The 14,311-nt window shown below is 42.4% G+C and carries 15 protein-coding genes and 2 pseudogenes; 11 read left to right on the top strand and 6 right to left on the bottom strand.

Annotation, left to right across the window (positions count from 1 at the left end; all coding sequences use genetic code 11):
* Window positions 1-96: 96 nt before the first annotated feature.
* Window positions 97-1,329: an NnrS family protein gene (locus P4S60_RS15685; protein ID WP_337116548.1), complete on the top strand. Its 1,233-nt coding sequence runs from the start codon at window positions 97-99 to the stop codon at window positions 1,327-1,329.
* Window positions 1,330-1,349: 20 nt separating this feature from the next.
* A pseudogene (gene hmpA / locus P4S60_RS15680) lies at window positions 1,350-2,512 on the top strand (NO-inducible flavohemoprotein).
* Window positions 2,513-2,545: 33 nt separating this feature from the next.
* On the opposite strand, the gene P4S60_RS15675 reads toward hmpA, so the two are convergent.
* The 3 genes from P4S60_RS15675 to P4S60_RS15665 form a co-directional block, all read right to left on the bottom strand.
* Entirely contained in the window at window positions 2,546-2,920 is a 375-nt protein-coding gene (locus tag P4S60_RS15675; protein WP_337116547.1) for a hypothetical protein, read from the bottom strand.
* The gene (locus tag P4S60_RS15670) at window positions 2,913-4,535 is read right to left on the bottom strand and encodes a S41 family peptidase (protein WP_337116546.1); all 1,623 of its coding nucleotides are present in this window, start codon (window positions 4,533-4,535) and stop codon (window positions 2,913-2,915) included. The genes P4S60_RS15675 and P4S60_RS15670 overlap by 8 nt, the downstream gene beginning before the upstream one ends.
* Before the next feature lie 100 nt (window positions 4,536-4,635).
* Window positions 4,636-5,295, bottom strand: coding sequence for an endonuclease (locus P4S60_RS15665; RefSeq protein WP_105181949.1), 660 nt, complete (start codon window positions 5,293-5,295; stop codon window positions 4,636-4,638).
* A gap of 110 nt (window positions 5,296-5,405) precedes the next feature.
* Here P4S60_RS15665 and P4S60_RS15660 point away from each other — a divergent pair, with 110 nt between their 5' ends.
* Complete coding sequence (locus tag P4S60_RS15660; protein ID WP_063702476.1) at window positions 5,406-5,759, top strand: VOC family protein; 354 nt, start codon at window positions 5,406-5,408, stop codon at window positions 5,757-5,759.
* Here the strand turns inward: P4S60_RS15660 and P4S60_RS15655 are convergent.
* Entirely contained in the window at window positions 5,734-6,459 is a 726-nt protein-coding gene (locus P4S60_RS15655) for a hypothetical protein (RefSeq protein WP_337116545.1), read from the bottom strand. The two genes, P4S60_RS15660 and P4S60_RS15655, sit on opposite strands and share 26 nt — an antisense overlap.
* 158 nt (window positions 6,460-6,617) lie before the next feature.
* Here P4S60_RS15655 and P4S60_RS15650 point away from each other — a divergent pair, with 158 nt between their 5' ends.
* On the top strand, window positions 6,618-6,998 hold the full coding sequence (locus tag P4S60_RS15650) for a hypothetical protein (RefSeq protein ID WP_054554459.1): 381 nt from the start codon (window positions 6,618-6,620) through the stop codon (window positions 6,996-6,998).
* 7 nt (window positions 6,999-7,005) lie between these two features.
* Here P4S60_RS15650 and P4S60_RS15645 read toward each other — a convergent pair whose 3' ends face one another.
* Window positions 7,006-7,443 carry a PaaI family thioesterase gene (locus P4S60_RS15645; RefSeq protein ID WP_337116544.1) on the bottom strand — a complete coding sequence of 146 codons (438 nt, stop codon included), beginning with the start codon at window positions 7,441-7,443 and terminating at the stop codon, window positions 7,006-7,008.
* A 160-nt stretch (window positions 7,444-7,603) separates the two neighbouring features.
* On the opposite strand from P4S60_RS15645, the gene lexA reads away from it, so the two are divergent.
* The 5 genes and pseudogenes from lexA (at window position 7,604) to P4S60_RS15615 (ending at window position 12,841) form a co-directional block, all read left to right on the top strand.
* Entirely contained in the window at window positions 7,604-8,221 is a 618-nt protein-coding gene (gene lexA, locus P4S60_RS15640) for a transcriptional repressor LexA (RefSeq protein WP_063702469.1), read from the top strand.
* A 441-nt stretch (window positions 8,222-8,662) separates the two neighbouring features.
* Entirely contained in the window at window positions 8,663-9,805 is a 1,143-nt protein-coding gene (coxB, locus tag P4S60_RS15635) for a cytochrome c oxidase subunit II (protein ID WP_063702467.1), read from the top strand.
* Window positions 9,805-11,483 (top strand): annotated as a pseudogene (locus P4S60_RS15625) (cytochrome c oxidase subunit I). Before coxB ends, P4S60_RS15625 begins: the two are co-directional and overlap by 1 nt.
* Window positions 11,398-11,928 carry a cytochrome c oxidase assembly protein gene (locus P4S60_RS15620; protein WP_063702462.1) on the top strand — a complete coding sequence of 177 codons (531 nt, stop codon included), beginning with the start codon at window positions 11,398-11,400 and terminating at the stop codon, window positions 11,926-11,928. Before P4S60_RS15625 ends, P4S60_RS15620 begins: the two are co-directional and overlap by 86 nt.
* A gap of 37 nt (window positions 11,929-11,965) precedes the next feature.
* Entirely contained in the window at window positions 11,966-12,841 is an 876-nt protein-coding gene (locus tag P4S60_RS15615) for a cytochrome c oxidase subunit 3 (protein ID WP_105174378.1), read from the top strand.
* Here P4S60_RS15615 and P4S60_RS15610 read toward each other — a convergent pair.
* A complete protein-coding gene (locus P4S60_RS15610) occupies window positions 12,741-13,052 on the bottom strand; it encodes a DUF2909 domain-containing protein (RefSeq protein ID WP_188731620.1) in 312 nt (103 codons plus the stop codon). The genes P4S60_RS15615 and P4S60_RS15610 overlap by 101 nt on opposite strands.
* Before the next feature lie 14 nt (window positions 13,053-13,066).
* Here P4S60_RS15610 and P4S60_RS15605 point away from each other — a divergent pair, with 14 nt between their 5' ends.
* The gene (locus tag P4S60_RS15605; RefSeq protein ID WP_337116542.1) at window positions 13,067-13,816 is read left to right on the top strand and encodes an SURF1 family protein; all 750 of its coding nucleotides are present in this window, start codon (window positions 13,067-13,069) and stop codon (window positions 13,814-13,816) included.
* Window positions 13,797-14,291 carry a transmembrane cytochrome oxidase associated protein gene (locus P4S60_RS15600; RefSeq protein ID WP_337116541.1) on the top strand — a complete coding sequence of 165 codons (495 nt, stop codon included), beginning with the start codon at window positions 13,797-13,799 and terminating at the stop codon, window positions 14,289-14,291. The genes P4S60_RS15605 and P4S60_RS15600 overlap by 20 nt, the downstream gene beginning before the upstream one ends.
* The last annotated feature ends 20 nt before the right edge of the window (window positions 14,292-14,311 follow it).

The following is a 14,311-nucleotide window of genomic DNA, read 5'->3' as shown; positions in this document are numbered from 1 at the left end:
TATCAAGTATTCAAATTTAATATATTGATATTTAATGGTTTTTATTTTTGGCTTGAACTGTGCAATAGCTAGGGAAATTAAACGCTGAGAGCACGAATGAAAGTCATTAATTTAACTGAACCTATGCCAACTAAGATCAAATTTTATCAACTCAGCCAGTGGCCGTTATGGGCATTAGCATTTCGGCCTTTTTTCTTGGCGGCAGGTGCCTTAGCTGTATTTGCTATGAGTTACTGGTTTTTAATTTTGGTGGGCTATGCACAGTGGCACCTAACAATGCCCGCAACGCTTTGGCATGCTCACGAAATGCTGTTTGGCTTTGCAGGCGTGGTTGCTATGGGCTTTTTGCTCACCGCTGCACAAACATGGACAGGCGTGGCGAGTGTAAGTGGTATTAAGCTGTTTTTGCTTAGCATGATTTGGCTTGTTGCAAGGCTTAGTTTTTTTATTGAGATTGCAGGGTTCGAGCAGCTGAACCTTTATCTTGTTAGTGCGCTACAACTCGTTTGGTGGCTAGCTGGAATTATTATTTTAGCTGACATGCTGATACAGGCGAAAAGCAGCCATAACTACTTATTTGTTGTCATCGCATCTTTGCTCTGTGCACTCAATGTGATTTTTTTGAGCTTAGTTGTACTTAATAAAATGTCGCTGGCACTGGGGGTTGTTGATACCGCTGTACTTATCATGACACTGCTAGTTGGTGTTGTAGCTGGGCGAGTTGTGCCATTTTTTACCGCGCGCGGTCTTAACCTAACTGAACAAGTTAGAACCCCCAAGCTCGATAAATTAGTCGTATTTAGCTCATTTTTCGCCATTGCGTGGTTTTTTATGAGTCAGCTATTTTTTAGCGCAATGAGCACCGGTTGGGTTTTTGCTTGGCTTGCTTGTTTACATGGGGCTCGGTGTGTTTTGTGGTGGCATAAAGGCATTCTAAAAGTGCCTTTGTTATGGTCATTACACGTAGCTTATTGGGCTTTATCTGTGGGTTTAATACTCATCGCGCTGAGCTATTTCAGTCCTATTATCTTATTTAAAGACGCGCTTCATCTGATCACTGTTGGCACCATAGGTGTGATGATCATCGCCATGATGGTACGTGTCTCTCATGGTCATACAGGGCGTGCATTACAAGCCCCTGCGTACATTAGTTTGGCATTTGTACTCATTGTGATAGCTGCCATTGTACGTTCGTTACTTCCCGTTTATTTAGGTCATCACCTTGCATGGCAGTTAAGTGCGTTGCTGTGGGTTGCTGGCTTTAGCTTATTTTTATTTCATTGTGGGCCCATCTTAGTGAATCGTCGTGTTGATGGTCGCCGCGGTTAACCTCTCTAATAGGAAAAACTATGTTATCTGAAAAAACGATCCAGATTGTTAAAAGTACTTTGCCTTTGCTTGCACAAGCAGGCCCTCAAGTGACTGAGTATTTTTATGATCGTATGTTTAGCTACAACCCTGAGCTTAAAAATATTTTTAATATGACACATCAGCAATCGGGCTCTCAGCAATTTGCGCTGTTTAATGCCTTAGCTGCCTACGCGGCAAATATTGATAACTTGGCAGTGTTAAAAGGTGCGCTTGCGCGCATTAATCATAAACACACCAGCTACCATATTTTGCCTGAGCATTACCCTATTGTTGGTGGGCATTTGATTGCGACTTTAAAAGAGTTATTGCCAGAACAATTTACCCCAGAGGTCGAGTATGCATGGCGTGAAGCCTATTCATTATTAGCGGATGTATGTATCAACGAGGAGATGTCGCTATATCAAAAGACCAAAAAGGCGCCGGGAGGTTGGTTTGGTACCCGTACTTTTACTATTACAGAAAAACGTATGGAGTCATCGCAAATTTGTAGTTTCACATTAACGCCTGCCGATGCAAAGCCTGTAGTGGCGTATTTACCGGGCCAATACTTAGGGATTAAAGTAACGCCTGCAAACAGTGATTTAACGCAAGTGAGGCAATACTCTTTATCGCAGCAAAGTAATGGTCGTAATTACCGTATTAGCGTGAAAAAAGAAGGTTTGGTATCTAACTACCTACACAGCTTAACTGAGGGGGATGAGGTAGAAATTTACCCACCTGCAGGCGACTTTGTGCTTCGCGAAATTGACTCGCCTGTTGTATTGATTTCAGCAGGTGTTGGTCAAACCCCAATGATGGCGATGCTAGAAACACTATTAAGTAATCAACCTAACCAGTCAATCCATTACCTACATGCTTGCGACAGTGAGACGCAGTTTGCCTTTAAAGAGTACTTAATAAAGCAACAACACGCGCACGCTTTATTACACTGTGTTACCTGGTTTAAAGATGGCAAGGGGGCGATTTTGCGGGCTTGATGGATGTAAACCACATCGCTGATAGATTACCAGTTAGTAAAGGTGACTTTTACCTGTGTGGCCCAATCGCCTTTATGGCAATGATAAAAGAGCAACTGCTAAGTATTGGGGTTGCAAGTGAGCGTATTCATTATGAGGTATTTGGCCCTCACCAAAGCCTATGATGTAAAAGGCGCAGCTTGAGCTGCGCCTTTTTGTTAGTTAACTTCGCATTCTACATTAGGAAGTGGAATACGGAGCTCTTTTTTGGGATAGTAAAGCAGGCATTGCTCACCTGCTTTTTGCAACACAAACTTCTCAGAAGGAATTGAATGGGCGCCCATAATTGGCAGACCATCAGGTCCTTTGTTGGTGCCGTGATCAATCAGTAACTCTGCGCTCTTAGTAAACACATCATCGGCTAAGGTGACCAGTGCACCGCCTTTAGCTGATTGAATAGCCTGCTGTAGCTCAGTAATCACTCCCGGGTTTACCCGAATAAGCGTGGCATTTTGCGGTTGCTCCGCTTGAGTACTTTTACAGCCAGCTATGCTTGCCAGTAAGGTGCAGGTTAATAACAATGCTTTATTCATTATCACCTTCCTTAGCTGGCAGTGGACGGGTTAAATCCATATTATTTTTGTAAAGTGTAGTATTGGCTTTAAGTGCAATACCTGTTTCATCAGCTTTATAAGTTGAGGTTGTCGCTTGCTTAGCTGTGACACTTTGCGCTACCACTGGACAACTACCATTTTCGATATGATAAAGTGCTGCACTCAATAGTGTTTCGTCACTATCACCTAACTGGTGATTAAAGTCGTCATCAAGCTCACAGCCTTTTACATCGGCAGCAAATTGTGGTGTAGGAGTCGGTACTAAGCCGTCAGAGTATTCACCAAAGCCCTTGTAATTGGTACCAGTAAACTGAATTGTGTAGTAAGTCGTCGCACAGTTATGTGTTGGGGTAAAACCATATGGTTTACCACACGTTGTCCCGCCAATTAAAATAACTTCGGCATCAATACCATTTAAGCCATTGATTAGGGCTTCTGATGCCGAACAAGTGTTTGCTGTACTGAGTACATAGACTTTCGATAAGTTTAAGTCAGGGAGTGTGTTATTCGTTCCCTCGAAAGTAGAATAATCGATTTCAACATCAACAAACGGGTATGGATCGCTCTCGGTCTGTTTGTCATTTTCAATGATCTGATAGTAAAAATAGTCACTCGTATTAGCAGGACCTGCAATCATATAGGCAAGTTGTGATGAAAGCGCTAATAAGCCACCTCCATTGTATCTAAGGTCGATGACAAGCTCGTCAATGTTGTCGGCTTTGAACTTATTCACAGCACTTATCAGCTCAGGCTGAGCAATACTTATATGGCTGTTAAACTGCATGTAGCCAACTTTATTGCCACCTTCTGTGGTAATAGTATCGACATTCTGTACCGGTGTTTGGGTGATATTACCAGCCACTAAAGAGAATGTTTTTTCTGTCTCATCATTACTAATTACCTTGAAGGTATGTGTATCGCCAGCGGTTGGCCCAAATAAAGCTTCATTTAATGTATCAATACCTGATTCCGTATTTGTATCAATACTGACACCATCCACTAAAATAACGCGATCGCCTCGTTGTAAGCCTGCATTAGCGGCAGGGGAGTCATCTTCTAAATAAGCAACTCGTAAGTCACGAGGAGGTGTGCCACTAATTAAAGCCCAGTTGATTCCATAGCCTGAAACTACGCCTGATTGAGACTCTTGAAAATAGTCTTCAGTTGGCACACTAAAGTGAAAATTGTCTTTATAAGCTCCTGAGTCTGTTGTTTCGAAGGTTTTTAATTGATCAAAATAAGCGGCGACAGAGCTGAAGTTATCTGGGTCGTTATCTTCTATTTCATCGTACCAAAGATAGGTTTCATCACTCCATGAACGTAGCCACATCTTCTCAGTAAACTCAGAGCCAGCGGTATCTGGGTAAGGTTGATTATCGTTATACGGATCATTACCAGTACGCGGTACGGCGCACTGATCTTTAAATTCACTTGATGCGGCAAAGGTGCCAGCTGTCCAAGTGGGTTCTGTCGTTGTTGGTGGCGGATTAGTCGTATCGGTATTGCTTGATGAGCCACCGCCGCCACAGCCAGATAGTGATACGCCAGAAACAGCTAAAAAGATAGCTAAAGCGAGTTTGGTATTTTTAAACATGGGTGCTTCCTTTCTTGTATGAATTGTTTAAAAACTAACAATTACTTACTTTTAAAGCAACCAGTTGTTTAACCCAGTATGTAAAAAAATGTGCAAATAATTACAGTGACTTACGGTTGCTTATTTCAGCTATTTCAAGCTTTTGCCATGATTCAAACAGTTTGCGTTGTTTGTCAGATATCTTTAAGCCATAGGTTTTTTGCATATAGAAATAGGTATCGGCTATTTGCTTTCTTGCATAAATTGGCGGCTCAAATACACGTTGTTTAAAATCGATTTTTATTGGGCAAGCACCGTAACTTGCACTTGATGTTGTCACCATCCCATAGCGAAAGTTTGAACGGTCTGCATTTATCTCGCCAATTGCGGGGGCAAGGTTATTTATGTCGGCCTCCATTTGACGAAATTTTTCACTGACCTTTACGCAGTTTTTACGACCGCCATCTTGCCAGCATTGTAATTGATGGCCAAACTCCCAGGCTGGCACAATATGTTCCCATTCTATTCTTTTTGCTCGGGCATTTTCGTTACCTGCTCGGGTGATGGCATTACGAGGAATATAGCCACATGAATCTGGATCGGGTACCAGTTTTTTACCTTGTCGCTTTATATCGCAGCCACAATATAAGCTTTTGCTATTTTCAGGCAGCGATTTTACAAGGTGCTTTTTGGCACTCGAAAAGCTAGAAAATTGCTCAGCAGAAGCTGAAAAGTTAATTAAAAAACACAGTACAGCAAAAGAAATTAAACGCATATCCATCACATGAGTGAACTACAGGAACGGCTATTTTAGAGTGACTATTCTAAAAAGGAAAAGTATTTCAACTCAGCTATAGTTGTTAGGCCGTTTTTATTAAAGGAATTACAACTATGTTATTAGGTGCCTTTTCTGTGAGTTTAAATGTAAAAGATATCCATGCTTCAAAGCAGTTTTATGAAAAGCTAGGTTTTAAAGAGTTTGCTGGGGAGATTGAGCAACATTGGTTGATCATGAAAAACGGTGAACATTTAATTGGTTTGTTTCAAGGCATGTTTGATAAAACCATGCTGACTTTTAACCCCGGATGGGATCAAAACGCTGAGGCGCTGACTGAGTTTGCAACCTTTGAGCAATTAGCGACACGTTTTCAGCAACAGGGGTTAGAGATACAAAAGGCCGGTGACGCGAGTTTTATTATCACCGACCCAGACGGCAATCCTATTTTGATAGACCAGCACGTGTAGCTGGCTTTTTACGTTTAATTCGAACGTTTTGCAGTAACAAGAGAACTCCTGTAATACAAAATAATACGCTGGTGGCTGAGAAGCTGATGAGTAGTGGGTTGTTAAAGTTCTCACGCTCATCATAATCCATAATGTGCAGCATCCAGAAAAAGTCGAAAATGCGCCACAAGGTGCTGCGCACAGTAATAACCTTACCGGTTTGGCTATCTAGATATAAGGTGGTTGTTAGCCAATCATCAAAGCTTACTTGCCAAACATTGGCTTTGTGATCGACTTCTCTTGGCCCATTTGGTAATAGCTGCGCTTGAGTCATGTTAGCATCAATAAGCAGGTGAGCTTGTGCATTTTCAATGATTTGAGCTTCATTTGGAGTAGGCATTTTATCACCCGTTCTACCATCAAAATTGAAGACACCGCGAGGGGTGGTGACTTCTATAATCGGGGTGTTTAAAAAATGGCTATATTTAATACCTTCGATTTGCTCAAATTGCGCGGTTATTTTATCAATCGAAGTAGGGTAGTCTGACACTATAAATGGGCTACTTAAACTGCGATTAGCCAAATGTTTACCATGCACTTTTTCAAGCGGTAATGAGCTCATTACCAGCCCACCTAAGAGCCAAAAGAAGATCTGTAAAGCGAGCAAGTAGCCAAGCCATTTATGCCCTTTACGAGCATACTTGAACATGCGTTTATTCATTATTACCCCGTTATTATTGTTGTATGGGTGCTATTTTAAGTTGTTTAACTGTATTGCCAATGCGGCATAATGTCGCATTAACTGTATTCTAGATTTGGTATATATACAAAACTGAGTTAAAGTTTCAGTCGATATCAATAGAGGGTAAAAACGAGAGTATGTCGGAAATTCAATTTTTAAATGTAGATCTGGAGCTTGAATCAAAGCACGATATTAGTGCGCTTGTTGCTGATTTGAAGAAAAACGCCATGGTTTTACATTATGACCAAGATGAATACCGCCAACTAGCACGGATTGAAGCAACCGCAGATATCAGCTCTCCAGATAAAGCGATTAACCAGCTTTGCGAGCTTATTGAGTCTTGCTCGCGCAATGCATTAAAACAGTGGTTATCGTGCTCAAAACGAACATTTGATATAGGTTTTGAATCAGGTAATTCGCCAAAATGCTTTAATCAACCCCTGCATGCCGATACCTTGTTACGTATCTCAGCAATTGGCGCAGGGATTGAAATTACTATTTATCCTGTTGAAAAATAGGTCGAATTTAGCGCTCTACTACCGTCGCGGTCATTCTTGATACGCAGCATAGCTCTCCTGCGGCATTGGTAATTTTAATATCCCAAACAGAGGTGCGCTTTCCTAAATGCAGCGGTCTAGCCGTTGCAGTTAAAACTCCCTTACGTGATGCTTTCATATGGTTGGCATTAATCTCTTGGCCAACAGCGTAGAATTTATTGAAATCAACCACAAAGTTGGCTGCATAGCTTGCCACTGTCTCGGCTAACACAACGTTTGCTCCGCCATGTACCATGCCCATAGGATTATGATGTTCTGGGATGGCAGGCATCGTCGCCACTAAATAGTCATCGCCAATTTCCGTCACTTCAATGCCCATGGTTTTCATTAAAGTGCCTTGCCCGGTGATCCCTTGCTCCAATTCTTTACATAGCTCTAGCGTGATTGGGTGGTGCCAAATGCTCATTGTGTTTCCTTAGCCTGCTAATTAAAGCTAATACCTTATGGCATCTTAGAGTGAGGTTCAATGTAAGTTTTGTAGCAATATGACTGTGTTAATTAAATTTGCGATTTTCAGATAACTGTATATACTCACAGTTAAATGTACTGTATGGAAAACCAGTTGTATGCGCCCATTAACTAAACGCCAATCGCAAATTTTAGAACTCATTAAAGTCTTTATTAAAGATACAGGCATGCCACCAACGCGTGCTGAAATAGCTCAAACATTGGGTTTTAAAAGTGCCAATGCCGCTGAAGAGCACCTAAAAGCACTGGCAAAAAAAGGCATGATCAAAATGAAGCCTGGGGCGAGTCGTGGTATTCAATTAATCGAAGAAGATGAACCAGAGCAATTAGGTTTACCTTTAATTGGCCGTGTTGCAGCGGGCGAACCTATTTTGGCCCAAGAGCATGTTGAAAGCCATTGCCAAGTTGATCCGTCGTTATTTAAGCCTGCCGCTGATTTCTTACTGCGTGTAAATGGCATGAGTATGAAAGACATTGGCATCATGGACGGTGATTTGCTTGCAGTACATAGAACACAAGTTGCTGAAAATGGGCAAGTTGTTGTTGCACGAGTTGATGAAGACGTGACTGTTAAGCGTTTAGAAAAAGCTGGCCGAAAAGTATTTTTACACGCTGAGAACGAAGAGTTTTCACCTATTGAAGTTGACCTAGAGCACGAATCGTTCAATATCGAAGGATTAGCGGTAGGGGTTATTCGAAACGCTGACTGGATGTAAGTGTTCCCAACTTGGTGCATTAAATTGACTTAATTTGGTGCACCATCGAAATTTTGCTACTTAATTAGGATTTGTGAATCCTTACTCATCATTTAAAGCCTTATATGGCGCAGTTTCCCTCTCTTTTTGTATTTTGTTTGTACGCCTAAACATTAAATAACGCGCTGATTATAGTTGTTATTTTTGCACCAAAATAAACATTTATTATCACTAAAACTTGCTTATTGCTCATTTTTTAACTAATTGGTTAGTACATTGTATTAACACCTATTTACGAAATTGACACACCTAAACGTGTCAGGGAGTTATACAACGGGCTTGTATCATTTCATTGCGTCGTGATGATACGAATTCGCTCTAAACAATAAAAATACGAATGGGCACCTTGCTGTAACGCCTTTTCGCTTTGCGTCTTGCAATAGCATTTAAAGGAGCCGTCACATGGGTAAACTGCGTTACGCCTTGTGGCTTATATTACTCGCACCTGTGCAATTTGCATTGGCAAACAGCCAATTCAATATGCGTAAAGGGGTGACTGATATAAGTAATAATGTTTATGAGTTACACATGACGATATTTATTATCTGTTGTGTGATTGGCATCATCGTTTTTGCGGTGATGTTTTGGGCTTTAATACACCACCGTAAATCTAAAGGGGCTAAGCCAGCCCAATTTCATGAAAGTACAAAAGTTGAAATACTTTGGACTGCCATTCCGTTTGTTATACTAATCGCGATGGCTGTGCCTGCAACAAAAACCCTCATTGCTATGGAAGATGCCTCTAAAGCCGATATCACAATTAAAGTGACTGGCTCGCAATGGAAATGGCATTACGAGTACATGGGTGAAGATATTGCCTACTACTCAATTCTAGCTACACCGAAAGACCAAATAGACAACCAAGCAGAAAAAACTGAGCATTATTTGCTTGAAGTTGATAAACCCTTGGTACTGCCTATCAATAAAAAAGTTCGCTTTTTAATGACCTCTGACGATGTGATTCATTCGTGGTGGGTGCCTGACTTTGCGGTTAAAAAGGACGCAAACCCAGGGTTTATTAATGAAGCGTGGACACGTATTAACGAGCCGGGTGTGTATCGTGGTCAATGCGCAGAGTTATGCGGTAAAGATCATGGCTTTATGCCCGTTGTAGTGAAAGCCCTTCCTGAAGATGAGTTTGCTAATTGGCTTGCTGATGCCAAACAAGAAAAAGCCAATGCAGCAGCCGCTGATGCAGCTTTACTCGATCAAACATTACCAAAAGAAGAGCTCATGACCTTGGGTGAGCAAGTCTACATGGCTAGTTGTGCCGCTTGTCATCAGCCAACAGGTATGGGGTTGCCGGGCGTGTTTCCTGCGTTGAAAGGCAGCCCAATCGTGTTAGGTGATGTGAAAGACCACATTGATGTTGTGTTACATGGCCGCCCTGGTACGGCGATGCAAGCGTTTGATAAGCAGCTTTCAATTAAGCAACTTGCTGCGGTTATTACCTATAAGCGAAATGCATGGGGTAATGATACTGGCGATGTGATCCAACCGAGTCAAATTCAAGCCGCGATTGATGCAGCAGCGGAGGCGAAATAATGAGTAACGTTATTAATGAGCAAGCAACTGGGCATGCGCATCACGACCATCATCATCCTGCGAAAGGGTTTAAGCGTTGGCTTTACACCACCAATCATAAAGACATTGGGAGTTTATATCTGATTTTTTCTCTTACCATGTTCTTGATTGGTGGAGCGATGGCTATGGTGATCCGCGCTGAACTATTTCAGCCAGGATTACAGTTAGTCGATCCGCACTTTTTTAACCAAATGACCACGGTACATGGTTTGATCATGGTGTTTGGCGCTGTTATGCCCGCATTTACTGGGCTTGCTAACTGGATGGTGCCTATGATGATTGGTGCACCTGATATGGCGCTGCCGCGCATGAACAACTGGAGCTTTTGGATATTACCTTTCGCATTTTTAATCCTGCTAGCTTCTTTACTCATGCCGGGGGCGGTCCTGCATTTGGCTGGACATTCTACGCACCACTTTCCACCACTTACAGTAACGATAACACTGCACTGTTTGTATTTGCCGTACATATCATGGGTATCAGCTCAATTATGGGGGCGATTAACGTTATCGTGACTATCGTCAATCTAAGAGCGCCGGGTATGACGTGGATGAAGCTGCCGCTATTTGTATGGACATGGTTAATCACTGCATTTTTGTTAATTGCTGTTATGCCTGTTCTAGCAGGGGCGGTCACTATGGTGTTGACCGATAAATACTTTGCAACGAGCTTTTTTGATGGCGCGGGAGGGGGCGACCCCGTGATGTTCCAGCACATTTTCTGGTTCTTCGGTCACCCTGAAGTGTACATCATGATTTTGCCGGCCTTTGGTATTATTTCGACTATTGTGCCAACCTTTTCACGCAAAAAGTTATTTGGCTACGCTTCTATGGTGTATGCAACCTCATCGATTGCTCTTTTGAGTTTTATTGTATGGGCACACCATATGTTCACTACCGGGATGCCTGTAGCCGGTGAGTTGTTCTTCATGTACGCAACCATGCTCATTTCGGTACCCACAGGGGTTAAGGTGTTTAATTGGGTGGCTACTATGTGGCGCGGCTCAATTAGTTTTGAAATTCCGATGATGTTTGCCATCGCCTTTATCGTGTTGTTCACTTTGGGTGGTTTCTCTGGCTTGATGCTCGCGATTACTCCGGCTGACTTCCAGTATCACGATACCTACTTTGTGGTGGCACATTTCCATTATGTGTTAGTTACAGGCGCCGTGTTCTCTATTATGGCGGGAGCTTATTACTGGCTACCAAAATGGACAGGCAACATGTACAACGAAACACTAGCGAAATGGCATTTCTGGCTATCGCTAATTAGTGTCAACGTATTGTTCTTCCCTATGCATTTTGTTGGCCTTGCGGGTATGCCACGTCGTATCCCTGACTATGCTCTGCAGTTTGCTGATTTTAACGCCATTATCAGTATTGGTGGCTTTGCATTTGGGCTATCACAACTATTGTTTGTACTGGTGGTATTCAAGTGCGCCAGAGGGGCGAAAAAGCACCTGCCAAAGTGTGGGAAGGTGCCGAAGGTCTGGAATGGGAGGTTGATTCTCCAGCGCCTTATCACACCTTTGAAACACCGCCGGAGATCAAGTAATGAACCATGCACCTTTGCTAAAGAAATTGCTGATCACATGCTTACTCATGTTCGCATTTGCTTTCGCTCTGGTGCCGCTTTATGACGTGTTTTGCGATGTTACAGGATTAAACGGTAAGCCATCTCTTGAGCAAGCTAGCGCAAGTGAAACAATAAATACACAACGCCAAGTTGATGTCAGTTTTACGACGCATGCTCAAAGTGGCGCTCCATTTAAGGTGCAGTCTGAGCAGTACAGCGTATCGGTGCAACCAGGCGCAATGCGAGAAGTTAAGTTCTCAGCAAAAAACACCAGTAATGAAGACAAAGTCATGCAAGCAATTCCATCAGTATCACCGGGAAAAGCGGCCAAGTACTTACATAAAATTGCCTGTTTTTGTTTTGATCAACAACCTTTAAAGGCAGGTGAAGAAGTTGAATTTACCTTGCTGTTTTATGTTGATACTGAATTACCCGACGATGTTGAGGAACTGACATTGTCGTACACCATGTTTGATATTAGCGGGCAGATTGTGGCTAAAAACGATTAAAAGCCGCCAAGCTAATTGCTAATTGGGAGCAAACAAAATGAATCAAAATTACGAAAAATATTATGTTCCAGCACAAAGCCCTTGGCCAATAGTTGGCGCCATCGCAATGTTTTTAATTGCTGTGGGTGCCGGTTTAACTGTGATGCAAGCAAGCAGTGAGGCCAGTGGTGCACAGTATGTTTTATATCTGGGCCTAGCTATCTTGTTTTATATGCTATTTAGCTGGTTTAAAAATGTTATTGAAGAGTCTCACCAAGGGCTTTACTCAGCACAAATGGACCGTTCATTTAGACAAGGTATGAGCTGGTTTATTTTTTCTGAAGTGATGTTTTTCATGGCGTTTTTTGGCGCTCTCTTTTATGCCCGTATGATTTCAGTGCCTTGGCTTGGTGGCGCTGGCAATAATGCCATGACCAACGAAGTGCTATGGCCTACCTTCGACGCAGTGTGGCCGCTATTAACTACGCCAGCGGGCGAGACCACACAGGCTATGGGCTGGCAAGGTCTACCCCTGATCAATACGCTGATTCTACTTACCTCATCGGTCACAATTCATTTTGCCCATGTTGCTATGGAAAACAATAAGCGCGGCGCTCTAAAGGTATTTTTATCGATGACGGTAGTTCTGGGAGCCATTTTCTTAGGCCTGCAAGCCTATGAATATATGCATGCCTATCAAGATCTAGGTTTGACCTTAGATGCGGGGGTTTATGGTAATACCTTCTTCTTGTTAACCGGTTTCCACGGAATGCACGTGACCTTGGGTACCATCATACTGTTAGTTGTATTACTGCGAATTTTTAAAGGCCACTTCACGAGTGATAAGCACTTTGCCTTTCAAGCAGCTGCTTGGTATTGGCACTTTGTAGATGTGGTGTGGCTGTGTTTATTTGTATTTGTGTACGTGCTGTAGCTTTGTGAATGGGTGACGGGTTGGTTTGAATTAAACCCAGTTTTAAGGCTGCAATGATGATGATCAGTACAACACCCGAAAACAGCACTCGACGACCTAAATAATGAGACATGGGCTTTGAGTGCTCTTTTGCTGACATCATCACAAACAAGGCTCTAAATAGGTTGAACACGATATATAACAATAACAACACAATGATGATTTTAATCATGTTAGGTCTTCCAAATGCAGTTGATTTTATGGCGTAAACAAAAGCTTAGCTCAATTATCGCAATTTGCGTTGTAGTACTTGCAGTGCTTATTTGTTTACGACTCAGTGTTTGGCAATACCAGCGAGGCGAACAAAAGCAGCAACAATTAAGTCAGTTAGCCGTTTCAAAAGAGCAAGGAGTTATGAACTGGCAAGCACTGCAAAGCTTGCCAGCAGATTTGAATAAAACGGGCTTGCAAGTAAAGGTTTCTGGCGAGGTAAATAAACAGCATTACTGGTTGCTAGATAATCAAATTTATCAAGGGCAAGTGGGTTATGACTTACTGGCAGCGGTAACAATTGCAGGTGAAAAAATACCATTAATCGTTAATTTTGGCTGGCTTAAAGCCCCTCAAGATCGAAACCAGTTACCTGTAGTTGCATGGCCAAGCACAGCCACGTTTGCTGCTACTGTGCAATTAAAGCAAGGCAACTTAAAAGGCTTTACGCTAGCAGATCAAATTGGTGCAGAACAAGGCTGGCCAAAGCGTATTCAAGGTATTGATTTAGCGATTTTTAGTGCTCAGTTGGCAGAGCCTGTACAAGGTTTTATTGGTTATCGTAATGAAGCAGATAGTATCGCAACCCCGCATTATAAAAGTGTCGTGATGGGGCCTGATAAACACTACGCCTATGCCGTGCAATGGCTGTTAATTGGTTTAGCGTGTGTCGTAATTGCTTATTTTGCGATGAGAAGGAGAGGTTATGAAAATAAACCCACTTAGTTTATTTGCACTTTGTTGTTTTGTGCCGCTGGCACTGGCATATGCAGCACTAAAGCTCGACTGGTTACCGAGTGGTTCAAGTAATTACGGTGAGCTTTTAAGTGAAGAAGTGAAATTAGCAGATTGGAAACACGGTGAGCCCAAACAATGGACTATAGCGCTCAACTACCCCAAAGAGTGCCGTGCTATTTGTGAAAGCCAGCTTGCGAGTCTCGATAACTTGTATGTCGCGTTAGGTAAAAATCAGCAAAAAGTGGATGTTGCTGTACTGACAAATCAACAGCAAGTATCAGCAAGTTGGCGTCTTTTAGCGGCAAATCCTGAACTGAAAGCGGGAGACTTATACTTGGTTGATCACATGGGATTGGTGGTGCTGCATTACCCTTACACTGCTGAGCCCGAACAAAACAGACTCATTCAAAAAGGCTTACTGAAAGATTTAAAAAAATTACTTAACTATGCGCGTTCGAGCTAAACCTCAGTAAGGGGATAAAG

The sequence above is a fragment of the Pseudoalteromonas sp. Hal040 genome (assembly GCF_037162425.1).
Taxonomy (GTDB): Bacteria; Pseudomonadota; Gammaproteobacteria; order Enterobacterales; family Alteromonadaceae; genus Pseudoalteromonas; species Pseudoalteromonas gelatinilytica.
This window is presented reverse-complemented; position numbering and strand designations above follow the sequence as displayed.

What these genes read in the sequence shown, in the direction of transcription:
- P4S60_RS15685 (WP_337116548.1), top strand. Translation starts at nt 97, where the DNA reads ATGAAAGTCATTAATTTAACTGAACCTATGCCAACTAAGATCAAATTT.
- P4S60_RS15675 (WP_337116547.1), bottom strand. Translation starts at nt 2,920, where the DNA reads ATGAATAAAGCATTGTTATTAACCTGCACCTTACTGGCAAGCATAGCT.
- P4S60_RS15665 (WP_105181949.1), bottom strand. Translation starts at nt 5,295, where the DNA reads ATGGATATGCGTTTAATTTCTTTTGCTGTACTGTGTTTTTTAATTAAC.
- P4S60_RS15670 (WP_337116546.1), bottom strand. Translation starts at nt 4,535, where the DNA reads ATGTTTAAAAATACCAAACTCGCTTTAGCTATCTTTTTAGCTGTTTCT.
- P4S60_RS15645 (WP_337116544.1), bottom strand. Translation starts at nt 7,443, where the DNA reads ATGAGCATTTGGCACCACCCAATCACGCTAGAGCTATGTAAAGAATTG.
- P4S60_RS15660 (WP_063702476.1), top strand. Translation starts at nt 5,406, where the DNA reads ATGTTATTAGGTGCCTTTTCTGTGAGTTTAAATGTAAAAGATATCCAT.
- P4S60_RS15620 (WP_063702462.1), top strand. Translation starts at nt 11,398, where the DNA reads ATGAACCATGCACCTTTGCTAAAGAAATTGCTGATCACATGCTTACTC.
- lexA (WP_063702469.1), top strand. Translation starts at nt 7,604, where the DNA reads ATGCGCCCATTAACTAAACGCCAATCGCAAATTTTAGAACTCATTAAA.
- P4S60_RS15610 (WP_188731620.1), bottom strand. Translation starts at nt 13,052, where the DNA reads ATGATTAAAATCATCATTGTGTTGTTATTGTTATATATCGTGTTCAAC.
- P4S60_RS15600 (WP_337116541.1), top strand. Translation starts at nt 13,797, where the DNA reads ATGAAAATAAACCCACTTAGTTTATTTGCACTTTGTTGTTTTGTGCCG.
- P4S60_RS15655 (WP_337116545.1), bottom strand. Translation starts at nt 6,459, where the DNA reads ATGAATAAACGCATGTTCAAGTATGCTCGTAAAGGGCATAAATGGCTT.
- coxB (WP_063702467.1), top strand. Translation starts at nt 8,663, where the DNA reads ATGGGTAAACTGCGTTACGCCTTGTGGCTTATATTACTCGCACCTGTG.
- P4S60_RS15650 (WP_054554459.1), top strand. Translation starts at nt 6,618, where the DNA reads ATGTCGGAAATTCAATTTTTAAATGTAGATCTGGAGCTTGAATCAAAG.
- P4S60_RS15615 (WP_105174378.1), top strand. Translation starts at nt 11,966, where the DNA reads ATGAATCAAAATTACGAAAAATATTATGTTCCAGCACAAAGCCCTTGG.
- P4S60_RS15605 (WP_337116542.1), top strand. Translation starts at nt 13,067, where the DNA reads ATGCAGTTGATTTTATGGCGTAAACAAAAGCTTAGCTCAATTATCGCA.